Here is a 23,140-nt window from a genome sequence, read left to right as displayed (position 1 = left end):
GCAGACGAAAGCTTTTCGCTCTGATGCGCAAGGGCCGGCAAAAGCGGCCTGCGTAGCAAGCCGACGAGAAGCAGACAATCAATGCCGCGCGAAAAACTCGCGGAACGCGGTGGCCGTGCGTTCGATGCCGTCATCGTCGACATCCAGATGCGTCACCAGGCGCAGCGTGGGCAGGTAGCCGATGCTGATGCGGATGCCGGCCGCGCGCAAATGGACGTCCAGATCGCGCAGGCGTTCGGCCGGCACGTCGATGAAGACCATGTTGGTGTACTGGCCCAGCAGGTCGATGCCGGCGACCTCGCGCAGGCGGCCCGCCAGATATTCGGCGCGATGATGATCCTGCGCCAGCCGCGTCACATGATGATCCAGCGCGTGCATGCCCGCCGCGGCGAGCATGCCGGCCTGGCGCCAGCCGCCGCCGGTGACCTTGCGCCAGCGGCGCGCCTTGTCGATCAGCGCGTGCGAGCCGACCAGTACCGAACCCACCGGCGCGCCGAGGCCTTTCGACAGGCATATCGAGACGGTGTCGAAATGCCGCGCGATCTCGCGCGCCGGCACGCCGCACGCCACGGCGGCGTTGAACAGGCGTGCGCCATCGAGGTGCAGACCGAGGCCATGCGAGCGCGCCACGTCGTGCGCGGCGACCAGGTAATCCAGCGGCAGCGTGCGGCCGTGCCAGGTGTTTTCCAGCGCCAGCAGACGCGTCCGCGCGAAGTGCGGATCGACCGGCTTGATCGCCGCCTCGATCCGCGCCAGCGGCAGCGTGCCGTCGTCGGCGTGCACGATCGGTTGCGGCTGGATCGAGCCCAGCACTGCCGCGCCACCGCCCTCGAACTTGTAGGTATGCGCGTCCATGCCGACCAGGTATTCGTCGCCGCGCTCGCAATGCGCCAGCAGGGCCAGCAGGTTGGATTGCGTGCCGCTGGGCACGAACAGGCCGGCGTCGAAACCGAGCTCGTCGGCCAGTCGCCGCTGCAGCGCGTTGACGGTGGGATCTTCGCCGTAGACGTCGTCGCCGACCTCGGCACCGAGCATCGCTTCGCGCATCGCGGCCGTCGGCCGCGTCACCGTATCGCTGCGCAGATCAACCCATTCCACGGCTCACCCCTGCTGTCGGCAAAGCCGACAGCTTGGCTCGATCCGTCATCGCCGGCAAGTTGATCCGGTTATTGCAGCAGCTGGTAATGCACCATCGCCCAGCCGGCCGAAGCGCTCAGCTGAATACAGGCGATCAACCAGAATCCGCAGGCATCCTTGTGCCAGAAAGGCTTGGACATGACTCCCCCCCGAGAGTTGGTGATGACGGAAGCCGGCGGCTTCCGTCCTGCGATGACGCGGGGCAGGCATCGCCCCGGCGTCCATCCGATAGTGGGGGTGGGCGGGTCGACGATGCTGAGAACGCAGTCACACTGCCGGGGAAAGACAGCGGCGGCGATCAGACCCGTCGCCGGAAGTACAACCAGGCGACGAGCACCAGGATCACCGCTGGCAGCAGGTTGGCCAGCAGCGGCGGCATGCCGTAGACCGTACCGAAGTTCACCATCGCCTGCTGCAGGAAATACCAGCCCAGCGCCAGCAGGATGCCGATGAACATGCGCTTGCCGAGGCCACCCGAACGCAGCGACCCGAACGCGAACGGCATCGCGCACAACACCAGCACCAGCACGTTGAGCGGATACAGCGCGCGTCCCCAGAATGCCACCGCATAGCTGCCGGGACTCTGCCCGTTGCCTTCCAGGTAATCCATGTTGCGGCGCAGGTCGCGCATCGACAGGTACTGCGGCTGGATCACCGACTGCGCCAGCACCTGCGGATTCAGCGTGGACTTCCACGGCAACTCCGCCTCGGTGCTCGCATGCGTGCCGGCTTCGTCCAGCGTGGTGATGCGCACGTCGTGCAGCATCCATTGCCTGCCGTCGTGCTGGGCGGTCCTGGCCCAGGTGAAGCGATGCAGCTGGCCATCCCTGCTGAAGTTGAAGATGCGCACGTCGCTGAGCTGCACGGTGGCCAGGCCGTCATGCTGCTTCAGCGAGGTGCCGCGTGCATTGATCACGTCATCGCCGTCGCGTGCCCACAGTCCGCTGCTGGAGGTCATGCCGAGGTTGCCGGACTTCATCCGCGCCTGCATCACCTGCGCCTGCTGGTCGCCCCACGGCGCCAGCGTCTCGCCCATGATCACCACGCCCACGATCAGTACCGCGACCACGCCCACCGCCGAACCGGCGATGCGCAACCGCGACATGCCGGCGGCGCGCAAGGCAGTCAGCTCGCCGGTCCCGGCCAGCCCACCCAGGCCCAGCAGGCCACCGATCAGCGCCGCATTGCCGAACATCTCGTAGGCCCGGCGCGGGAATGTCACCAGCACATAGGCAATCGCATTGCTCAGCGTGTAGCCGTGCTTGCCCACGTTGCCGAGCTGGCGCAGCAACTGGGTGACCGCGTCGAAACCGGTCAGCACCAGCCACACCATCAGCATCGAGCCGAGCACGCTCAGCGCGACCAGCCGGTCGACCCGCTTGATGTTGAACATGCTCATGCGGCCACACCGGTGGGCGGCGTCCGCAGCTTGCGCGGTGAATACTGTTTCCACAGCATCCAGCCGGCCATGCCCAGCACCAGCGCATGCAGGGCCCACAGCGGCGCCTGGTTGTGCCAGTGGTCCTTGCCGATCTGGGCGCGGCCCAGCGCGAGCAAGGTGTAGTAGAGATAGAACGTGACCACCGCCAGCAGCAGCCGGCCGTATCTGGGTTCACGCGGACTCTGCCGCGACAGCGGCAACGCCAGCAGCAGCAGTACCAGGGTCAGCGGCGGCGCATTGGCGCGCCAGGCGAACTCGGCGCGATCATCCGGATCATCGGACTGGAACAGTGCCCAGCTGCTCTTGGAATGCGCGGGATCGTCGTCCTCGTCGGCCCGCACCTCGGACAGCGAGGTGTCGTTGCGCTGGTACTGCATCTGCCGCCAGTTGTTCGCGCCCAGCGGAATGTCGTATTGCCAGCCGTCCTTGAAGGCGATGAAGCGGCCGTCGCCGTTGCTCTCCTGGTACAGCTCGCCGCTGGTGGCACTGACCAGTTTCAGATGCGCCGGGCCGCCCTTGCCCTCGCTCTGGGTCGCCACGAAGGTGCGCCCCAGCTTGCTGCCGTCACGGCTCAGGCTGTCGACGAAGATGATGCCGCCCTTGCCGGGCAGCTCGGTGAAGCGTCCCGCATCGAGGCCGGCGGCGATCACCGAACGGTTCGCCGCGGCGACCATCGCGTCACTGGTGCGCACGGCCCACGGCCCGAGCCACAGCGAAACCCCGGCGGTGATCGCGACCAGCACGGCGCCCAGTATCAGCACTGGCCGCAGCAGTCCGCGCGGCCCCATGCCCGACGACGACAGCACGTGCATCTCGCTTTCGCGGTACATCCGCCCGAGACCGAGCAGGATGCCGATGAAACTGGCCAGCGGCATCATGTTGGTGAGGCCGTCAAGCGTGCGCAGGCCCAGCACCTGGAACATCACGCTGGCGGGAAAGCTGCCGTTGGCGACCTGCTGCAGCACGTGGGCGAACGCGCTGCCGGCCACGATCACCAGCAGCACCACCACGGTGGCGGCCACGGTCTGCGCCAGCTCGCGCAGGAAATAGCGGTCGAGGATGCTCAGCATGCGATAAACTTGTCCGCTTGAACCGGCCCGGCAGCAGCGCCGGCAAACCGCAAGTCTAGCCTGTCCGGCCATAGCCGGGCTCATGCAGGAACCCTCCGATGACACTTCAGTTCAGCCTCGCCAGCATTGCCCCCGCCACCGTCGACAGTGCCTGCGTGATGGTCGGCGTGTACGAACAGGGCGTGCTGACCAGCGCGGCTGCCCAGCTGGACGACGCCAGCGGCGGCGCGATCAGGCGCCAGATCGAAAGCGGCGACATCAGCGGCAAGGCCGGTTCGACCACGCTGCTGTTCGCCCCGGCTGGCATCACCGCACGGCGCGTGCTGGTGGTGGGGCTGGGCGCGCAGAAGTCGTTCGACGCGGCGCGCTTCCAGAAAGTGAACATCGAGGCTGCGCGTGCACTGGGTCGGCTGCCGGTGGCCGATGCCGTCTCCTGCCTCAGCAGCGTCGACGTGCCCGGCCGCGACAGTGCCTGGCGCGTGCGCATCGCCGCGCTGGCCAGCGACTACGCGGCCTACCGCTACACCGCCACCTTCAAGCCCCGCGACCGGAGCAAGCAGGTCGAATTGGCCCGGCTGACCTTCGCCGGTGGCGACGAAGCCGCCAGCGGACTGGCGCAGGCCGTGGCGATCGCCGAAGGCGTGCGCTTCGCCCGCGAGCTGGCCAACCTGCCGCCGAACATCTGCACCCCCGCCCATATCGCGGCGCAGGCGCAGGCCTTCGCCGACGGCCACGACAAGGTCAGCTGCAACGTGCTCGACGAAGTGGCGATGGAGAAGCTGGGCTTCGGCTCGCTGCTCGCCGTGGGCCGCGGCTCGGTCAACAAGCCGCGCCTGATCGCGCTGGAATACAAGGGCGGCAACGACGGCGACAAGCCGTATGCGTTCGTCGGCAAGGGCGTCACCTTCGACTCCGGCGGCATCAGCCTGAAACCTGGCGCCGGCATGGAGGAAATGAAGTTCGACATGGGCGGCGCCGCCGGCGTGCTGGGCGCGTTCGTGGCCGCGGTGAAGATGGGCCTCAAGCTCAACCTGGTCTGCGTGGTGCCGGCCGTGGAGAACATGCCCGACGGCGACAGCTACCGCCCCAGCGACGTGCTGACCAGCCTGTCCGGGCTCACCATCGAAGTGCTCAACACCGACGCCGAAGGCCGACTGATCCTGTGCGACGCGCTGACCTACACCGCGCAGACGTACCAGCCGCAGGCGCTGATCGATGCGGCCACGCTCACCGGCGCCTGCGTGATCGCGCTGGGCAAGCATGCCAGCGGCCTGATGAGCAAGCACGACGACCTCGCCGCCGAACTGCTCGCCGCCGGCGAGGAAACCCTCGACCGCGCCTGGCGCCTGCCGCTGTGGGACGACTACCAGGCCCAGCTCGACTCAGGCTTCGCCGACGTCGCCAACATCGGCGGCAAGAGCGCCGGCGCGATCACCGCCGCCTGCTTCCTGTCGCGCTTCACCGACGGCCAGCGCTGGGCCCACCTGGACATCGCCGGCACCGCCTGGGACGAAGGTCGCAAGGGCCTGGCCACCGGCCGCCCGGTGGCGCTGCTGGCGCAGTGGCTGCTGGACAGGGAATAGGGAATAGGGAATCGGAAAAGCCAGGAACGCAACGCGGCTTTTGCCTTTACTATTCCCTATTCTCCATTCCGATTCCCGGCTTCCATGCGTGCCGACTTCTACCTGATCGACAAGCCGCGCTTCCGCGAACAGCCGCTGTTGCTGGCCTGCGAGCTGGCGAAGAAGGCGTTCGCGGCGCAGCAGCCCACGCTGATCCTCGTCCGCGATTTCAGCGAGGCCGAGGAACTGGACGAATTGCTGTGGGCATTCGACGACGACGCGATGATCCCGCACCAGCTGGCCGGCGATGACGACGACGAACACACCGCCGTGCTGATCGTGCCGCCGGGCGTGGACACGGCGGACCGTCCGCTGGTGATCAACCTGCGCGAGGCCTGCGCCCCCGGCCACTACCAGCGCGTGCTGGAAGTGGTGGCCGCCGACCCGGACGCGCGCGAAGGTTCGCGGGCGCGCTGGCGCGAATACCAGCGCCGCGGCTTCGAGGTGCGCAAGCACGACATGTAGTTCAGGCGGGCAATTCCTCGCTGGCCACGGTGCCCGGCACCACGCGCGCCAGCGCCGTGATCAGCTGCTCGCCGCTGACCGGCTTGCGCAGGAACCCGTCCATGCCCGACTCGCGCGCCTTCGCCTCGTCGCCGGTGCCCGAACGGGCGGTGACCGCCAGCAGCGGCAAGTGCTGGCCCGCGTGCTCGCGCTGGCGGATCAGCCGGGCGATCTGGAAACCGTCCACGCCCGGCAGGTCCAGATCCAGCAGCGCGGCGTCGAAGGGCGCATGGGCCAGTTCGCCCAGCGCCGCCAGCCCGTTGCCCACGTGCTTGACCCGATGGCCTTCGCGTTCCAGCAGGCCGCAGATCACCGTCGCCACGATCGGATCGTCCTCCACCAACAGCAGGCGGTAGTGCCGCCCGCTGGCGAACTCGTCCACCGGCGCCGCCACCGCCGGCTCGGCCAGCGGCATGTACACACGAAAGGTGCTGCCATGACCGAGCTGCGACTCCAGCTCGATCGAGCCACCCATCATGTCGACCAGTTCGCGACAGATCGCCAGGCCCAGGCCGCTGCCGGCCCGGCGCTGCGGGCTCTCGGCCTGCGCGAAGCGCTGGAACAGCCGTGCCTGGCTGGCCTCGGAAATGCCCGGCCCGGTGTCGCTGACGCTGCACAGCAGGCCGTCATCGGATCGCCGCGCACGCAGGATCACTTCGCCGTGCTCGGTGAACTTCAGCGCATTGTTGGCCAGGTTCAGCAGCACCTGCTTGATCCGCAGCGCATCGCCCACCCATTGCGGCGGCAGGTCGTCGGACATCTCCAGGATGAAGCGCAGGCCCTTCGCGTGGGCCAGGCCCTGCTCCAGTTGCGCCACCTCTTCGAGCAGCTGGCGCGGGTCGAACGGCGAGGGTTCCAGCTCCAGCCGCCCGGCCTCGATGCGGGCCAGGTCCAGCGCGTCGTTGAGCAGCTTCAGCAACATGCTGCCGGAACGCTGCATGGCCTGGGTGTAGTCGTGCTGCAGCGGGTTGAGCGGCGTGCTCAGCAGCAGTTCGGCCATGCCCATCACGCCGGTCATCGGCGTGCGGATCTCATGGCTCAGCGTGGCCAGGAACTGGCTCTTCGCCGCGCTGGCCGCCTCGGCCATCTGCCGTTGCTGTTCCACCATCGCCACGTGGTGCCGCCGCGCCAGCCGGCGCCGCCAGATCCACAGGCCGAACCAGATGCCCAGCAACGCGATCAGCACGTAACCCAGCCACGCCCACCAGCGCTGCCACGGCGGCGCCTGCACCTGGATCTGCAGCGGATGAGCCAGGTGCACCCACTGGCCGTTGGCGCCCGCGGCCTGCACCTCCAGCACGTAGTCGCCGGGAGCCAGGCCGGTGAATTCGCGCTCGCCGTGGTTGCCGTTGTCGATCCATGTGCTGTCGAAACCGCGCAGGCGGAACCGATAGTGGTTCGCCGCCGGGTCGACATAGGAGAAAAGCCGCGTCGCGACGTTCAGGCCGCGATCCTTCCAGCCCAGGGTGATCGCCTGCTGCTGCGGTGCCAGTGGCTGCAGCTTGCCGTCGCGACGCAGGCTGACCCGGGTCACCGCCAGCGGCGACACGGTGTTGTCATCACGGATGCGGTCGGGGTTGAAGCCCGCCACACCGCCCAGCGTCGGCGCATACATGTTGCCATCGGGCATGACGGCGTAGCCGCGGGAAAATTCGCCGTTGGCCAGGCCGTTCTGCAGGCCGAAGGAACGGAACCGGCCGGTGCGCGGATCGAATCGCCACAAGCCGTCGTGACCGAGCATCCAGACCCGCTGCGCGGCATCGACCTGCAGGTCGACGACGTTGATGGAAGGCCAGCCCTGCGAGGCGTCGACGGTGCGATCCAGCACCAGTGTGTCGTCCCGGTAGTGGTAGTGCTCGAGACCGTCGGGGCGGACCATCCAGATGCCGCCGTCATCGAAATCGAACGCGTTCACCGCCCGGTCGTTGGTGACCCCGGGGATCACCTCGAAGCGGTCGCGATCGGGGCTCATGCGCAGCATGCCGCCATCGCTGGCGTACCAGAAGCAACCGCCGTGCAGGGTGAGCTGGCTACCCCACAACACGCGCTGGTTCGGCTGGTCCATCGCCACCCGGGTCACCGCCAAGGTGTCCTGATCGATGCGGAACAGACCTTCGCCGAACGTGCGCGCGTACATGCGCCCATCCGGGCCGGGCTCCACTTCCAGCGGATGCTTGAGCCAGTGGCCTTCCGGGTCGATGCGCTGCGGCGGCTGGCCGAGGGTGTCGCGATAGAGTGCGCCACGCACCGCGATCCACAGGCGCTCCTGCGGGTCCTGGGTCATGCCCAGCACGTCGCCGCCAAGACCGGACAGCACATGCTCGACCTTGCCGGTGTGCGGGTCGAGCTTGTCCACCCGGCCGGAGCGTTCGCCGACCCAGACGCGGCCATCGTGTCCGCGCGCCATCGCCGTGACGATCGAATCGCGCAGGCTGGTCGGGTCGTCGGGGATGTGGGTGAAGCGACTGGTGTCGTTCCAGCCGGGCGCGAGGTAACCCACGCCACCGTCCAGCATGGTCACCCACAGCCCTCCTTCGTGGTCGACCAGCATCGACCACACCCAGGTGCCGGGCAGGTCTCCGTGCAGCACCGGCTGGTCGGTCACTGCCAGCATCGGCGCCGATGGCTGCATCTGCACGAACAGGCCATGCTGGGTGCCGATCCACAGGCGCCCGTTGCGGTCACGGGCGCTGGCGAACACATTGCCGTCGGGCGCGCCCACGCTGGCCAGCGGGCGGGCCACGTCGTCGCTGCCCACCAGCAGCAGGCCGTGGGTACTCTCGACGCGAATCTCTCCGGCTTCGCCATCGATGTGCCAGGCATCGATCGGCAACGCCGTGCCGTCCTGCGAAACGCGATGGATGCTGCCGGCGATGTCGCGACGGAACAGTCCGCGGCTGCTGCCGATCCACAGTTGTTGCCGATCATCGATATAGAGCGCAGCGACCAGGCCGAACGCGGCCGGATCGGTGCCCAGCAGGGGATTGGTCACGTGCTCGAAACCGCGATGACCCGGCCGCATCCGGTCCAGCCCCCGCACCGTGCCGATCCACAGGTTGCCTTCGGCATCGGCAACCATCGACCAGACCTTGTCGCTGCTGAGGCTGGCCGGATCGTGCGGGTCGTTGCCCCAGTGGGTGAAGCGGCCGCTAGCGGCGTCGTAGCGGTTCAGCCCCGCCTCCAGCCCGGCCGCCCACAGCGTGCCGTCGCGATCGAACAGCAGGCTGGCGATGCCGTTGTCATACAGCGAGCCGGGGTCGTCGGCAGCGTGCCGGAACACCTTGAAGTCGACGCCGTCGTAGCGGGCGATGCCGCCCTTGGTGCCGAACCAGATCGCGCCGTCGCGATCCTGCGCCACGGCGTACACGCTGCTGCTGGGCAGGCCGTCGGTGGTGGCGTAACGACGGAACTGCGGCGTGGGCAACAGCCCGCTCGCCGCAGGCACGACGGTAGCGGCAGCGGCCGGCGCGACGGGCGCGGCCACGCCAAGAGCCATGCCCAGCAAGGCGGCCGCCAGCATCAGTCCGCTTCCTGCGGAACGGTGGGGGTGGCCGCCGCCGGCCCGATCACCCGCGCCAGCGCCTGGCTCAACTGCTCGCCGGTCAACGGCTTGCGCAGGAAACCGTCCATGCCCGCATCGCGGGCCATCGCCTCGTCCTTGTTGCCCGAGCGCGCGGTGACCGCAATGATCGGCAGGTGCTGTTGCCGGTGCTCGCGCTGGCGGATCAACCGGGCGATCTGGAACCCGTCCACGCCGGGCAGGTCCAGATCCAGCAACACGGCATCGAAGCTGGACTGGGCCAGCTCGGCCAGCGCGGCCAGGCCGTTCACCACGTGCACCACCGCGTGTCGTTCGCGTTCCAGCAGGCCGCGGATCACCGCCGCCACGATGGTGTCGTCCTCCACCAGCAGCAGGCGATAGCACCGGTCGGAAGACGGTACCGCCGTGGGCAGCGACGCCGGCGGCTCGACCAGCGGCAAGCGCACCCGGAACGTGCTGCCGTGGGCGAGCCGCGATTCCAGTTCGATGCTGCCGCCCATCATGTCCACCAGCTCGCGGCAGATCGCCAGCCCCAGGCCGCTGCCCGCCCGACGCTGCGGACCCTCGACCTGCTCGAAGCGCTGGAACAGGCGCGCCTGGCTCGCCTCGGGAATGCCCGGGCCGGTATCGACGATGCTGAATTGCAGGCCGCCCTCGATTCGTTGCGCACGCAGGGTGACGCTGCCCTGCTCGGTGAACTTGAGCGCGTTGTTGGCCAGGTTCAGCAACACCTGCTTGATCCGCAGCGCATCGCCGAGCAACTGCGGCGGCAGCCCGGCGGCGATGTCCAGCACGAAGCGCAGGCCCCGCGCATGCGCCAGCCCCTGCTCCAGTTGCGCCACCTCTTCCAGCAACTGCCGCGGGTCGAACGCGACCGGCTCCAGCTCCAGCCGACCGGCCTCGATCCGTGCCAGGTCCAGCGCGTCGTTGAGCAGCTTCAGCAGCATCGTGCCGGAGCGCTGCATGGCCTGGGTGTAGTCGTGCTGCAGCGGATTGAGCGGGGTGCTCAGCAGCAGTTCGGCCATGCCCATCACGCCGGTCATCGGGGTGCGGATCTCGTGGCTCAGCGTGGCCAGGAACTGGGTCTTCGCCGCGCTGGCCGCCTCGGCCATCTGCCGCTGCTGCTCGACCAATTGCATGTGATGGCGCTGGGCCAGGCGCCGGCGCCAGCTGCGCAGGATCACGCCGACCAGGGCCGCCAGCAACAGCAGGTAGGCCAGCCAGGCCCACCAGCGCTCCCATGGCGGCGCTTCGACATGGATGCGCAGCGGCTGCTGCAGGTCGGCCCAGCGTCCGTTGGCACCGGCCGCCTGCACTTCCAGCGTGTAGTCACCCGCGCCCAGGCCGGCGAACTCGCGCTCGCCGTGGTTGCCGGTGTCGACCCAGTTGCGGTCGAATCCCCGCAGGCGGAAGCGGTAGCGATTGGCGCCCGGGTCCACGTAGGAACTGGAACGCGCCTCGAAACGCAGCTCGCGGTCGCTCCAGGCAAGCTGGATCGGCACCGCCCGGGTCGGCAGATCATGGATCGCGCCATCGCGGCGCACGCTGGCCGCGGTGATCACCACGCCCGCCGGGCTGGCGATGGCCGGCACGCGGTCCGGCTGGAAACCGAACACGCCGCCCAGGCTGGCCACGTAGATGGTGCCGTCGGGCATCATCGCCGGCGAGTCGCCGCGCACTTCGCCATTGACCAGACCATTGCGCAGACCGAAGGATTTCAGCTCGCCGCTGGCCGGGTCGAACCGCCACAGGCCGTTCTTGCAGAACAGCCAGAAACGTCCCTCGTTGTCGACGTGCAGGGCGATCAGCACCATCGACGGCCAGCTCGGCGGAATCGGCACCAGTTGCTCGCGCACTACCTTGTCGCCGTCCAGCCGGTAGCGTTCGAACATCTTGTTGCGCGCCGCCCAGAACCCGTCTGCGGTGAACTCCAGCGCGTAGACATAGCCTTCGTCCGACAGGCCGGCGACCGCTTCGAGCTTGCCGGCAGCCGCCTTCCAGCGCAGCAGCGTGCCCTTGTCGACGTACCAGCCGAGGCTGTTCCAGCGGGTCAGCCGATTGCCGACGAAGCCGGTTTCGTCAGCGGGCGCCACCGGCTTCGGATCGACCGCCATGGTGTCCGGATCGATGCGGAACAAGCCGTCGCGACTGGACACCAGGTACATGCGCTGGTCCGGACCGAGGGTCACGCGACGCGGGTGGGTGGCGCCCGCGGGGGCCAGATCCACCTGCTGCAGCTTGCCGCCGGCGTAGCGGTAGACACCGCCTTCGCTGACGATCCACAACCGCTGGCGCGCGTCCTCCACCATGTCCAGCACGTTGCCCTGCAGGCCCGAAACCACGTGCCGCACCTCGCCGGTGACCGGGTCGAGCTGGTCGACCAGCTCGTGTCCACCCACCCACAGCCAGCCATCCGCACCGGCCAGCACCGACGAGGCCATGTTGTCGCGCAGGCTGTGCTGATCATCCGGCACGTGGGTGAAACGGGTGAACTGGTTCCAGCCCGGCGCCAGATAGGCAATGCCGCCATCACCCATCACGAACCACAGCCCGCCTTCGCTGTCGCACAGCGACTGCCACACCTGCTGCGCCGGCAGGCTGCCCAGCAGCAAGGGCTGGCCCGCGATGGCGTGGATATGCGCCCGCCCATCGTCCAGGTAGAGCCCGCTGCGCGTGCTGATCCACAGGTTGCCGGCCTGGTCCAGCGTGCTGCTGTACACGTCGGTGGGGGGGATCTGCGCGGGCCGGTACAGCATCGCCGCACCGCTGGCGTCCATTCGCAGCAGGCCGCCGCGCACGGCGATGCGCACGTCGTCGCCATCGGCCTGGATGCGCCAGATCTTGAGGTTCTGCAGCTGCGGATCGATGGTCACCTGGCGCACCCGGCCATCCGCCCCGCGCACGAACAGACCCTGGCTGGAGCCGATCCACAAGCTTCCGTCCGGCCGCGCCAGCAGGGCACGCACGGCCCCGAATCCCGCGGCCGGGTCCTTCTCCAGTGGATTGCCGACATGCTCGAAATGCCGGCCGTCGGGAAGCATCCGGTCCAGACCGGCGTCCGTGGCCACCCACAGCGTGCCGTCCACTGTCTGCGTCGTCGACCAGACGTTGTCGCTGGCCAGGCTGCGCGGGTCGGCCGGATCGTGCCGCCAATGCGCAAAGTCGGCAGTGTCGCGCCGGTAGCGGTTCAGTCCCGAGCCGAAGCCGCCTACCCACAGTTCCCCGGTGCGGTCGACGAACAGGCTGTACACCGTACCTTCGGGCAGCGACGCCGGATCATCCGAGTGGTGGCCGAACACGCGGAAGTCCACGCCGTCGAAACGCACCAGGTCGACGCCGACGCCAAACCACATCGCACCCTGGTGATCCTGTGCCACCGCATACACCGTACTGCCCGGCAGTCCATCGGAGGTCTGATAGCGGCGAAATTGCGGCGTCGGCAGCGGATCGGACGAGCGCGCCCCCGCGCCTGCCGACGGGGCGACCGCGGCAGCCGCCAGCCCGGGCAGCAGCCAGGCGAGCGCCAGCGCCATCCTGGCCAACCATCTCGTTCCGCTCCCCATAACTCCCCTTGGCGAAGTCGCACGGCAACATGCCGGCGCCAACATCGATCCGATCGCCCCGTCCGATAGTGCCAAAACCGGGCTGCCAGCGCGAGCCGAGACCCCCGCCGGTGCGCGAACGCAAGCTGGCTAGAATGTCCCCATGTCACGACGCCTGCGATTGCTGTTCACCGCCCTGACCCTGGCCGCATTGCTGTGGCTGCTGTTCGCCGCCGCCGAACGTGCGTTGGCGCTGGCCCAGCGTTTCCTCGAACTGCCGACCTGGCTGCAATGGACCCTGGGCGGCGTGTTGCTGGTGTTCGTCGCCGCGGGCGTCAGCGTGCTGTGGTGGCTGCTGCGCCCCCGGCGCAAGCGGCGGCCGTTGCCGGTACCCGATCGCGGCAGCCTGGAACAGCGCATCGGCCAGTTGCGCGAGCACGGCGCGGATACCGGCGCGCTGGCGTCCGAACTGGGCGAACTCGATCGCCGCCGCGCCAGCGCCCGCGTCTACGTGGCGCTGTTCGGCGAAATCTCCACCGGCAAATCCAGCCTGATCCGCGCGCTGGCCCCGCAGGCGCACGTCGCCAGCGACGCGCGCGGCGGCACCACCCGCGCCGTGGGCCACTACGACGGCACGCTCGCCGACGGTCGCAGCCTGGTGCTGGCCGACGTGCCGGGCAGCCGCGAAAGCGGCGGCGAGACGCACGAAACTCTCGCACGCGAGGAAGCGCTGCGGGCGCACGCGGTGATCTATCTGTGCGCCGGCGACCTCAACCGGGCCCAGGCCGACGAACTGCGCTGGCTGGCCGACTTCGGCAAGCCCCTGTTGCTGGTATTGAACAAGGCCGACCAGTGGAGCGACGCCGAACGGGACACGTTGCTGGAGCGCCTGCGCCGGCATGGGCGAGGCGTCGCCAGTGCGGTGCTGGCGATCAGCGCCGGCGGCAGCGAGCGCTACCAGCGCCAGCTGGCCGATGGCAGCACCGAGTCGGTGGAACGCCAGCGCAAGCCGTCGATCGAACCGCTGCTGCAGGCACTGGCCCGGATCACCGCACCCGGTGCGGAGGGGTTGGAGGACATGCGCGAGAACGCCGTACTGGCTGGCCTGCACCAGCGCACCAGCATGCTCGAAGCACGGACCCGGGCCGAAGCCGCCGAGCAGATCGTGCGCAAGTACGCGCGCCGCGCCATCGTCGGCGCGCTGGCCGCGGTGGCGCCGGGCAGCGACCTGGTGATCCAGGGCGTGCTGGCCACCGGCCTCACCCGCGCGCTGGCCGAACTCTACGGCGTGAAAGTCAGCGAGGTGCAGATAGAGGATTTCGTGCAGCAGGCGAAGCTCACCCTGCGCAGCGGCAGTTCGATCGTGCTGGCCGTGGCCGGCAACGCACTGAAGGCGTTCCCCGGTCTGGGCACGCTGGGCGGCGGCGTGCTGCACGCATTTGCCTACGCGCTGATCTTCGACTCGATGGGCCGCGCGCTGGCCGCCTCGCTCGCCGAACGCCACAGCCTGGACCAGGACGACGCCGGCGCCCGCCTCAAGGAACTGCTCGCCGACGCCGGCGGCAACCGCCTGCGCCAGCTGGCCGCGCTGACGATGGATGCGGTGCGCGAGCGCGACAACGCCAGCTGATCGAACACCACCCAGGGACGGCCCATGCCAAAACCGCTTCCGCCAGAAATGGCCGAGTTCTTCCATGCCGCCGGGATTGCCCGGGATGCCGATCGGTTGCCGCTGTGGGTGATGATCGCCATCGGCGTCGCCACCCTGGGCGCGGGCCTCGCTCTCGAAGCGATCCGCTTCCGGAAAACGCGCAAGGTCATGGTCGGCTTTCGTGGTGGCGTGCTGCTTGGGCTGGTCGCCTCGTCATTGACCGCCGGCCCGCTGGTGTACCTGTCATACCGGGTACTGACCTGCGGCACGATGAGATGCATGGGCAAGCACTGTCACGGCTACGATTTCACCGACCTCATGGGCCACCGGCACTACAGCTTCCAGCACTTCGTCTCCATGACGTTCCAGCCGGTCGCATTCTGGATGTCCTACATGTACATCTTCCTGTTCACCGTCATCGCGATCTACGCGCTGTCCGGATGCCTCCGCTCCGCGACGCATTGGCGCGAGCTGGACTGAGCGTGACGACCATCGCCGCGTGCTCGCGCACGCGGCGATGGTCGGGGAAGATCCGCGTTGCGGACCAGGCTTACGGCGTGCCGGCGAACGCGGCGCGCAGCCAGTCATGCATCAGGCGGTAGCTGCGCGTGGCGGCGCGTTCGTCGTAGCGGCAGCCGGGCGAGTTCTCGCCGACTTCGGTGAAGCAGTGCACGGCGTGGCCGATCACCACGAACTGCCAGTCGGCCGGGCTCAGGCGCATCTCGTCCATGAACTTGTCCGCGTCCGGCATGGTGCCCTTGTCGTCGGCTCCGTTCATCGCCAGCACGCGGGCCTTGATGTTCTTCGCCAGCGCCGGGTTGTCGGTGTCCAGCCCGCCGTGGAACGACACCACCGCGGCGACATCGGCACCGCTGCGGGCCAGGTCGAGCACGGCCGAGCCGCCGAAGCAGAAGCCGATCGCGCCCAGCTTCTTCAGGTCGATCGGTGCGCCCGCCGCCTGCGCCTTCAACTGGTCCAGCGCCACGTTGATCCGCTTGCGCATCAGCGCGCGGTCGCCGTAGAGCGGCTTCACCGCGGCCTGCGCCTGCGCCGCATTGCCCACCTGGGGGCGCACGCTGGCGCCGTACATGTCGGTGAGCAGGATCACGTAATCCTTGCCGGCGATCATTTCGGCCTTCTTTACGGCCACATCGTTGATGCCATACCAGTTCGGCACCATCACCAGGCCTGGCCGCTGCGCGGTCGAGGCATCGTCGTACACCAGTACGCTGTGGAAGCGGGTGCCGTCCTGGGTCCATTCGACCGGACGGTGCACCATCTTCGCCTGCAGGGCGAAGCTCGAACCGGCAAGCAGCAGCAGGCAGCAGAGTCGGGAGATGCGCATGATGATTCTCCGTGGGTTGATTGACGCGGATTGATTGACCCCTCCTCTGCGAGCAGAGGGAGGAGCAAGGTTTCAATACCCGGCAGCGTGTTCCGAAAGTCGCCGCTTCAACGGCGCAAGGCGATCCAGCACACACACGCCGAGTCCTCGCGCGGCCACCAGCGCCGGCGATTGCCATGCATAGACCCGCGCCAGTGCGTCGAAGCCCAGCGCGTCCAGCGTGTCGGCGCTGCGCCGGCGGCGTGCGTAGCGGCGCAACACGTGAACCGCGCCGATGTCGCGACCGGCGGCGCGGGCGTCGACCAGCACGTCGCGCAGTTCGGCCACGTCGCGCAGGCCCAGGTTCACGCCCTGCCCGGCCAGCGGATGCACTGCATGCGCCGCGTCGCCCAGCAGCACGAGGCGCTCCGCCTGGTAACGCTCGGCCAGCTGCAGCTTGAGCGGAAACGCGGCGCGCGGCGTGCTGGCGATGACCCGGCCCAGCCGGAAGTCGCTGGCCACGCCCAGTTCATCGAGGAACGCGGGCTCGTCCAGCGTCAGGACCCGCCGGGCCTCGGCTTCCGGCAACGACCACACGATCGAGCTGCGACCGTCGGCCAACGGCAACAGGGCCAGCGGGCCGCCGGGCAGGAAACGCTGCCACGCGGTGGCCTGGTGCGGTCGTTCGGTCGTCACGTGCGCCACCACCGCGCGCTGCGCGTAATCGCGGCCACGGGTGCCGATGCCGGCGAGCCGGCGCAGCGGCGAAGCAGCGCCATCGGCGGCCACCAGCAGGGCCGCCGACAGGGTTTCCCCACCGGCCAACTCCAGCTGGATGCGACCCTCGCGCGCCTCGAACGCCGTCACCTCGGCGGGGCAGATCACCCGCACGCCGGCCGACTGCAGGGCCTGCCACAGCGTCCACTGCACCAGCGAGTTCTCGACGATATGGCCGAGCAGGTCGCGTCCTTCGCTGGCGGCGTCGAAGTCGATCGACGCACCGCTTTCCGCGTCCCAGACGTGCATGTGGACATACGGCGCCGCGCGCGCCTTGCGAATGGACGTCCAGACGTCCAGGTCATCCAGCAGGGCCACCGAGGACGGCGCCAGCCCGACCACGCGCAGGTCCACCTCGGCCTGTGCATCCCACGCAGCCGGCGCGCGCGCCTCCAGCAGGGCCGTGCTGAAGCCTGCGCGGGCCAGCGCCAGCGCGGTGGCGGCACCGGCCATGCCGCCACCGACCACCGCCACGTCCAGCGCGGGTGGACGACGCCGGGACGCCAGTTCCTGGACGGGTGCAGTCATGGCAGGCGCTCCAGCACCGCTCGTGGCGGCTCACCGCGGAATCCCATGCCCCGCCGCGCCAGCGCCCGTTGCAGCGGCGGCAGCCGGTCGCACGCCAGCAACGCCAGCGAACGCAGCGGCGCCAGCAACGGCTGCTCCAGGCAGGCGAGCCGGACCAGCCCGTGGCTCATCGCCATGGTGCCCTCGCGATCCGGCGCGCGGCGCGCCGCGTAGGCCGCGAGCAGGGCGGGATCGCCCGGATCGGTCGCCGCCGTGACCAGCTCGGCCAGGGTCAACGCGTCACGCAAGCCCAGGTTGAACCCTTGCGCGCCGATCGGATGCACCGTCTGCGCGGCATTGCCGACCAGCACTGCGTGCGGTGCGACGAGCTGCGTGGCGGCCACGCGATGGATCGCGTAAGGATGGCGCTTGCCCGGCCGCGTCAGGCGACCCAGCCGCCAGCCGAAGCGACGCTGGGCCAGGTCGAGGAAGCCGATATCGTCCAGCGCGGCCACCGCGTCGGCTTCATCCGCCGAAACGGTGAGCACCAATCCGCAGCGACGCTCGGCCAGCGGCAGCAAGGCAATCGGGCCGTCATCGGAAAAGCGCTCGAAGGCGCGGTTCGCGTGCGCGCGTTCGGGCGTGACCGTGCACACGAACAGGCTTTGCCGGTAATCGTGATGCCCGGCCTCGATGCCGAGCCGGTCGCGCACGAACGAATGCGTGCCGTCGGCGCCGACCAGCAGCGGTGTATCGATGCCGCGCGGGCCGTCCGCCGTGTCGATCCGGGCGCGCCAGCCATCGGCCAACGGCTCCAGCGCGGACAGCGTCGCGGGAGCGAGCCGGGTCAGCCGGGTGCATTCGTCGAGCCGTCGCAGCAGGGCGGCGCCCAGCTCGCGTGCCGGCAAGGTCCAGCCCAGTGCGTCGACGCCCTGCTTGTCGGCGTCGATGCGGGCGCTGCCGAATTCACCGGCACGACTGACCCGGATGTGCCGGATCGGCGTGGCGCGGGCAGCGGCGTGACGCCAGACACCGATCGCGTCGAGCCCGTTGACGGTGGCCCTGGCCAGCGCGAGGTTGCGTTCATCGTAGCTGGGCTGGGCATCGGCGCGCGGTGCCGCCGTCTCGACCAGGGTGGCAGCGACGCCGGCGGCATCCAGCGCGATCGCCAGGCTGGCGCCGACCAGGCCACCGCCGACGATGAGTACGCCTGACCCGCCCGAGGCGGGAGATTCGGAGACATTCATGCGGCGATGATACGCGCTGGCGCCGCCTGTGTTGCATTGCATTGGGCTAGACTAGCGGTCTATATCCAGACGTCCACATGGAGCTCACCATGGTCAAGACCATGACCCAACGCCTCGGCATCTTCCTGGCACTCGCCGCGGTGATGGCGGTTACCCGCATCCACCTGTCCCTGCTCCATCACAGCGTGGACGACGCGTCGTGGGCGATTTTCTTCCTTGCCGGTTTCTGGCTGCGCGGCGAAGGCCGCTGGGCCGGCCTTCGCTGGGCGTTCCCCTTGCTGATGGCCGAGGCGGTGCTGGTCGACTATCTGGTGATCAGCGGCCAGGGCCTCGATTTCTGGAGCCATTACTGCGTCTCGGCGGCCTACTGGTTCCTGGTTCCGTCCTACCTCAGCCTGTGGCTGGGCGGCAGCTGGCTGGCGAAGCACCAGGCAGGCCTGCGCCTGCACACGCTCGGCATGGCCGTGGTGGCGCTGCTGGTCAGCTGGACCGCGTGCTACCTGTTGTCGAATGGCAGCTTCTACTGGCTCAGCGACAGCGTGCCGCTGCCGCGCAACTTCGCGGCCTGGTTCGCCAACCTGGGTGACTGGTACCTGCCGTTCCTGCAGACCACGGCGCTCTATGTCGGCGTCGGGGCCGTGCTGCACGTGCTGGCGATCCAGATCGCCAGGACGATGCATGCCGACCAAGCCAAGCTGCCACGCTGAGCGGCGCGCCGGACAACGATGGGCAACCGACTTTCGAAAATCTATACCCGCACCGGCGACGACGGCAGCACCGGGCTCGGTGACGGCTCCCGGGTCGGCAAGGATTCGCTGCGCGTCAATGCCTACGGCACGGTGGACGAACTCAACAGCACGATCGGCATGCTGCTGGCCGCCGACGGGGTCACCGACGAGGTGCGCGAGGCGCTGACCCAGGTGCAGCACGACCTGTTCGACCTGGGTGGCGAGTTGTGCATTCCCGGCATGGCCATGGTCGAGGACAGCGACATCAGCCGGCTGGAGTCGATCCTGGATGAACTCAACGAACCGCTGCCGCCGCTGAAGGAATTCATCCTGCCCGGCGGCGGCATGGCCGCGGCCTGCGGCCATCTGGCGCGCACGGTGTGCCGCCGCGCCGAGCGCGAGGTGATCGCGCTGGCCCGGGTGGAAGAGGTTCGCGGCCAGCCGCAGCGCTATCTGAATCGCCTGTCCGACCTGCTGTTCGTGATCTCGCGCGTGCTGGCGCGTGCCAGCGGCCACGGCGAAGTGCTGTGGCAGCACGAGCGCCGGCGCAAGCCCAAGCCGACCGTCTGAATCGCTGCATGCTGCGGCTGTACACGCACCCCGCCTGCCTGCAGCACGACCCCGGTCCGGGCCACGTCGAGCGACCGTCGCGGCTGCGCGCGGTGTTGCAGGCGCTGGATCACGACCGCTTCGCCGCGCTCGATCGCATCGAGGCGCCGCCGGTCACCCGCGAACAGCTGCTGCGCGTGCATGGTGCCGCCCACGTGGCGGAAATACTGGCCGGCCCGCCTCCCGGCGAAATGCTGGCGCTGGACCAGGACACGGTGATGGGCGCCGGCTCGACCGACGCGGCGTTGCGCGCTGCCGGCGCGGTGGTGGCGGCGGTCGACGCGGTGCTGGGCGGCACGACCCGGCGCGTGTTCTGCGCGGTGCGTCCGCCGGGCCACCATGCCACCGCCGATCGCTCGATGGGTTTCTGCCTGTTCAACAACATCGCGGTGGCCGCGGCCCACGCGCTGGCCTTGCACAAGCTGAAACGGGTGGCGATCGCCGATTTCGACGTGCACCACGGCAACGGCAGCCAGGACATCTTCGAGCGCGAACCGCGTGTGCTGTTCGCCTCCAGCCACCAGTCGCCGCTGTATCCGGACAGCGGTTACGAGGACGAGCGCGGCGTCGGCAACATCGTCAACGGCACGCTCTCGCCCGGCGCCGGCTCGCACGAGTTCCGCGAACTGTGGGACGGTGTGTTGCTGCCGCGGTTGCATGCGTTCAAGCCGCAACTGGTGCTGATCTCGGCCGGTTTCGACGCCCATCGCAACGATCCCCTGGCCGACATCCGGCTGGGCAGCGAGGACTATGCATGGATCACCGAACGACTGGTGGCGCTGGCTGAAGCGCACGCCGGCGGGCGGCTGGTTTCCTCGCTGGAAGGCGGCTACGACCTGGCGGCGCTGGCGGCCAGCAGCAGTGCGCACGTCGCCGCGCTGATGGACTGAAGGCCTCCGCCAATCCGGTGGCAGGCCTTCGCACGCTGAATCCCGACGGCTTTCTACTAACCAGCATCTGCCGCCGAGAGGGGCTTTCTGTTAGCTTAACGAGCCTTCGAAGCCGGCAGATTTCCCGTGACGCGCAAGCTACCTCCACGCCGCCTGTTGGCGGTTGCCGCCGCACTCGCCCTGGTCGGCGGTCAGGCCGACGCCAGCAACGGCCAGAGCCCTGCCACCCGCGACGCCTCCGGAGCAGCCGACCTGGCCTGCCCGCTGGGCTCGTTCCACTGCGCCCCGCGTCCACTCGACTACGCGATGTGCCGCCCGAACGCCCTGCTGGAGTTCTACGACCCCGGCCTGATGCGGGACAGCAGCCTGCGCGACAGCAGCCCGACCCAGGTGCAGGCGCAGCATGTGGACAGCTCCAACCAGTCGGTCTACCACCTGAGCGGCGACGTGCGGCTGGAGCGGGCCGATCAGCTGTTGCGCGCCGATCGCATCGACTACAACAACGGCAGCACCGACTACGACGCGAGCGGCAACGTGCGCTATCAGGACGCGGGGCAGCTGCTGGCCGCCTCGCACATGCGCGGCAACACCAATGCCAGCCACGGCGTCGCCAACGATGTGCGCTACCAGATGCTCGAAGCGCGCGGCAATGGCACCGCCAGCCAGGGCCAGATGCTGGACGCGCAGCACACGCGCTACTCGCAGGCCACCTACTCCACCTGCGACGTGGGTCATCACGTGTGGGAATTCCGCGCCAGGTCGATCACCATCGACAAGGTCAACGGCGTCGGCGTGGCGCGCGACGCCACCATGCGCGTGGGCAAGGTGCCGTTCCTGTACCTGCCGTATTTCAGCTTTCCCATCGATGACCGGCGCAAGAGCGGCTTCCTGTACCCGACCATCGGCCACAGCGGACGCTCGGGCTACGAAATCAGCACGCCCTACTACCTCAACCTGGCGCCGAACTACGACGCCACGCTGGACCCCCGCTACTACAGCGCACGGGGTGCGATGCTGGGCGGCGAATTCCGCTACCTGGTGCCCGGCAGCACCGGCCAGCTCAACGCGCAGTACGTGCCCAGGGATCATGGCGAGAACGACGGGCTGGCCGACACCCGGGGGGATTCACGCTATCTGGTGCAGTTCTCCGACAGCACGCAATTGTGGAAGGGCTGGCAGTTCGTCAGCTCGTACAACCACGCCTCGGACGCCAGCTACCTGTACGACTTCGGCGACAGCCTGAGCCACAGCGCGATCTATACGCTGTCATCCAACGCCGCACTGGTGGGTTCAGGCAAGTGGTGGAACGCCGCGGTCGGCGGCACGATCTACCAGAACGTCAATCCGTTCATCACCGACCGCGGGTTGCCGTACAAGCAGTTGCCGTATGCCCGCTTCGGCATGGACGTGCCGTTGTCACGCTGGCTGGAGTTCGGCCTCGACAGCGAGGCGGTCGCCTTCCGCAAGAACGGCTATGTCGAGGGCCAGCGCGAGGACCTCTATCCGTACCTCGCCGCCGATTTCGGCAGTTCGGCGTGGTTCGTGCGACCGAAGGTGGCCTGGCGTTACACCGCCTACCAGCTCGATGGTGGCTACCAGGATTACGGTTATTCCGGCCTGCTGGCCAGCGGTGCCAGCACGCCGTTCACCGACGAGTCGCCGAGCCGCTCGTTGCCGGTGGTCAGCCTGGACTCGGGGCTGGTGTTCGATCGGGCAGCGTCACTGTTCGGCCACAGCTACACGCAGACCCTGGAACCGCGGCTGTACTACCTGTACGTGCCGTATCGCAACCAGGACAACCTGCCGCTGTTCGACACCAACGCGATGACGTTCGACTACTGGCAGCTGTTCTCGCCGAACCGCTTCTCCGGTGCCGACCGGCAGATGGACGCGAACAACCTCACCGGGGCGCTCACCACGCGTCTGCTCGACGAGGGCGGCGTGGAGCGGCTGTCGGCCAGCCTTGGCCAGATCCACTATTTCAGCCCGCAACGGGTGCAGCTGGCGCGCGGCCAGAACAGCGTGGTGCCCCCCACCGACTGGACCCGCTCGGACTACGTGGCCCAGCTCGACATCCGCCTGAATGACCGCTGGCGCCTCGCCAGCTCGTACCAGTGGAGCCCGAACAGCCGGCTCACCGACATGGGCATGCTGGAACTGCAGCGCCGGATCGGCACGGACGGCATCTTCAACTTCTCCTACCGCTATCGTCGAGGCCTGCTGGAACAATACAACGCTTCCGTGGTCTACCCGGTGTCGGAACGCTGGCGGCTGGTGGGCGCGTGGACGTACTCGGTGAAGGATCGCCAGAGCATTGACGCGCTGGCCGGCGTGGAATACGACAGCTGCTGCGTGTCGCTGCGCCTGGTCGGTCGCAGCTACGTCAACCAGGCGTATTACGGTTTTGGCCCGATCGCGACGGCCGGCAGGCCCGATCGGCGGGACAACGCGGTGATGTTCGAAGTGGTGTTCAAGGGCCTGGGTTCCACCGGTGGCCAGATCGACCCCCTGCTGCGCCGTGATATTCTCGGCTATCAATAAACACACTCG

16 protein-coding genes are annotated in these 23,140 nt (G+C 68.7%); 8 read left to right on the top strand and 8 right to left on the bottom strand.

Translation table 11 applies throughout. The features are described 5' to 3' along the window. Positions 1-78: 78 nt before the first annotated feature. From ltaE to lptF, 3 genes are all read right to left on the bottom strand, one after another. Positions 79-1,098: a low-specificity L-threonine aldolase gene (gene ltaE, locus UU7_RS14295; RefSeq protein ID WP_007809456.1), complete on the bottom strand. Its 1,020-nt coding sequence runs from the start codon at positions 1,096-1,098 to the stop codon at positions 79-81. Between the two features lie 337 nt (positions 1,099-1,435). Then, positions 1,436-2,536 (bottom strand): LPS export ABC transporter permease LptG, encoded by a 1,101-nt coding sequence (gene lptG, locus UU7_RS14290; RefSeq protein WP_007809454.1) that lies wholly within the window; start codon positions 2,534-2,536, stop codon positions 1,436-1,438. After that, positions 2,533-3,648, bottom strand: a complete 1,116-nt coding sequence (lptF, locus tag UU7_RS14285; RefSeq protein ID WP_007809451.1) for an LPS export ABC transporter permease LptF — start codon at positions 3,646-3,648, stop codon at positions 2,533-2,535. Before lptF ends, lptG begins: the two co-directional genes overlap by 4 nt. A 98-nt stretch (positions 3,649-3,746) precedes the next feature. Between lptF and UU7_RS14280 the strand changes: the two genes are divergently transcribed. Beyond that, positions 3,747-5,231, top strand: a complete 1,485-nt coding sequence (locus UU7_RS14280; RefSeq protein ID WP_007809449.1) for a leucyl aminopeptidase — start codon at positions 3,747-3,749, stop codon at positions 5,229-5,231. Positions 5,232-5,315: 84 nt separating this feature from the next. Next, positions 5,316-5,735 carry a DNA polymerase III subunit chi gene (locus UU7_RS14275; RefSeq protein ID WP_007809447.1) on the top strand — a complete coding sequence of 140 codons (420 nt, stop codon included), beginning with the start codon at positions 5,316-5,318 and terminating at the stop codon, positions 5,733-5,735. Between the two features lies 1 nt (position 5,736). Here the strand turns inward: UU7_RS14275 and UU7_RS14270 are convergent, their stop codons facing one another. After that, positions 5,737-9,294: a hybrid sensor histidine kinase/response regulator gene (locus UU7_RS14270; RefSeq protein WP_007809445.1), complete on the bottom strand. Its 3,558-nt coding sequence runs from the start codon at positions 9,292-9,294 to the stop codon at positions 5,737-5,739. Continuing rightward, a complete protein-coding gene (locus UU7_RS14265) occupies positions 9,294-12,848 on the bottom strand; it encodes a hybrid sensor histidine kinase/response regulator (protein WP_007809443.1) in 3,555 nt (1,184 codons plus the stop codon). The genes UU7_RS14270 and UU7_RS14265 overlap by 1 nt, the downstream gene beginning before the upstream one ends. 172 nt (positions 12,849-13,020) lie before the next feature. On the opposite strand from UU7_RS14265, the gene UU7_RS14260 reads away from it, so the two are divergent. Both UU7_RS14260 and UU7_RS14255 read left to right on the top strand, forming a co-directional pair. Continuing rightward, positions 13,021-14,487, top strand: a complete 1,467-nt coding sequence (locus UU7_RS14260; RefSeq protein ID WP_007809441.1) for a GTPase — start codon at positions 13,021-13,023, stop codon at positions 14,485-14,487. A 48-nt stretch (positions 14,488-14,535) separates the two neighbouring features. After that, positions 14,536-14,988 carry a hypothetical protein gene (locus UU7_RS14255; protein ID WP_007809438.1) on the top strand — a complete coding sequence of 151 codons (453 nt, stop codon included), beginning with the start codon at positions 14,536-14,538 and terminating at the stop codon, positions 14,986-14,988. A 70-nt stretch (positions 14,989-15,058) separates the two neighbouring features. Here the strand turns inward: UU7_RS14255 and UU7_RS14250 are convergent, their stop codons facing one another. The 3 genes from UU7_RS14250 to ubiH form a co-directional block, all read right to left on the bottom strand. Beyond that, positions 15,059-15,853 carry a dienelactone hydrolase family protein gene (locus UU7_RS14250; protein WP_007809436.1) on the bottom strand — a complete coding sequence of 265 codons (795 nt, stop codon included), beginning with the start codon at positions 15,851-15,853 and terminating at the stop codon, positions 15,059-15,061. Between the two features lie 72 nt (positions 15,854-15,925). Further along, positions 15,926-17,137: a UbiH/UbiF/VisC/COQ6 family ubiquinone biosynthesis hydroxylase gene (locus UU7_RS14245; protein ID WP_007809434.1), complete on the bottom strand. Its 1,212-nt coding sequence runs from the start codon at positions 17,135-17,137 to the stop codon at positions 15,926-15,928. Beyond that, complete coding sequence (ubiH, locus tag UU7_RS14240) at positions 17,134-18,363, bottom strand: 2-octaprenyl-6-methoxyphenyl hydroxylase (RefSeq protein WP_040673501.1); 1,230 nt, start codon at positions 18,361-18,363, stop codon at positions 17,134-17,136. Before ubiH ends, UU7_RS14245 begins: the two co-directional genes overlap by 4 nt. A gap of 89 nt (positions 18,364-18,452) precedes the next feature. Between ubiH and UU7_RS14235 the strand changes: the two genes are divergently transcribed. The 4 genes from UU7_RS14235 (at position 18,453) to UU7_RS14220 (ending at position 23,131) form a co-directional block, all read left to right on the top strand. Then, a complete protein-coding gene (locus tag UU7_RS14235; RefSeq protein WP_040673509.1) occupies positions 18,453-19,070 on the top strand; it encodes a hypothetical protein in 618 nt (205 codons plus the stop codon). Between the two features lie 18 nt (positions 19,071-19,088). Next, positions 19,089-19,661 carry a cob(I)yrinic acid a,c-diamide adenosyltransferase gene (locus UU7_RS14230; protein WP_007809429.1) on the top strand — a complete coding sequence of 191 codons (573 nt, stop codon included), beginning with the start codon at positions 19,089-19,091 and terminating at the stop codon, positions 19,659-19,661. Positions 19,662-19,672: 11 nt separating this feature from the next. Beyond that, positions 19,673-20,590 carry a histone deacetylase family protein gene (locus tag UU7_RS14225; protein ID WP_202946806.1) on the top strand — a complete coding sequence of 306 codons (918 nt, stop codon included), beginning with the start codon at positions 19,673-19,675 and terminating at the stop codon, positions 20,588-20,590. A gap of 126 nt (positions 20,591-20,716) precedes the next feature. Then, positions 20,717-23,131 (top strand): LPS-assembly protein LptD, encoded by a 2,415-nt coding sequence (locus UU7_RS14220; protein ID WP_040673500.1) that lies wholly within the window; start codon positions 20,717-20,719, stop codon positions 23,129-23,131. Positions 23,132-23,140 lie beyond the last annotated feature (9 nt).

This window comes from Rhodanobacter spathiphylli B39 (genome assembly GCF_000264295.1).
GTDB classification, from domain to species: domain Bacteria; phylum Pseudomonadota; class Gammaproteobacteria; order Xanthomonadales; family Rhodanobacteraceae; genus Rhodanobacter; species Rhodanobacter spathiphylli.
Note: the sequence above shows the minus strand (reverse complement) of the source record. Positions and strands in the feature narration are given on the sequence as shown.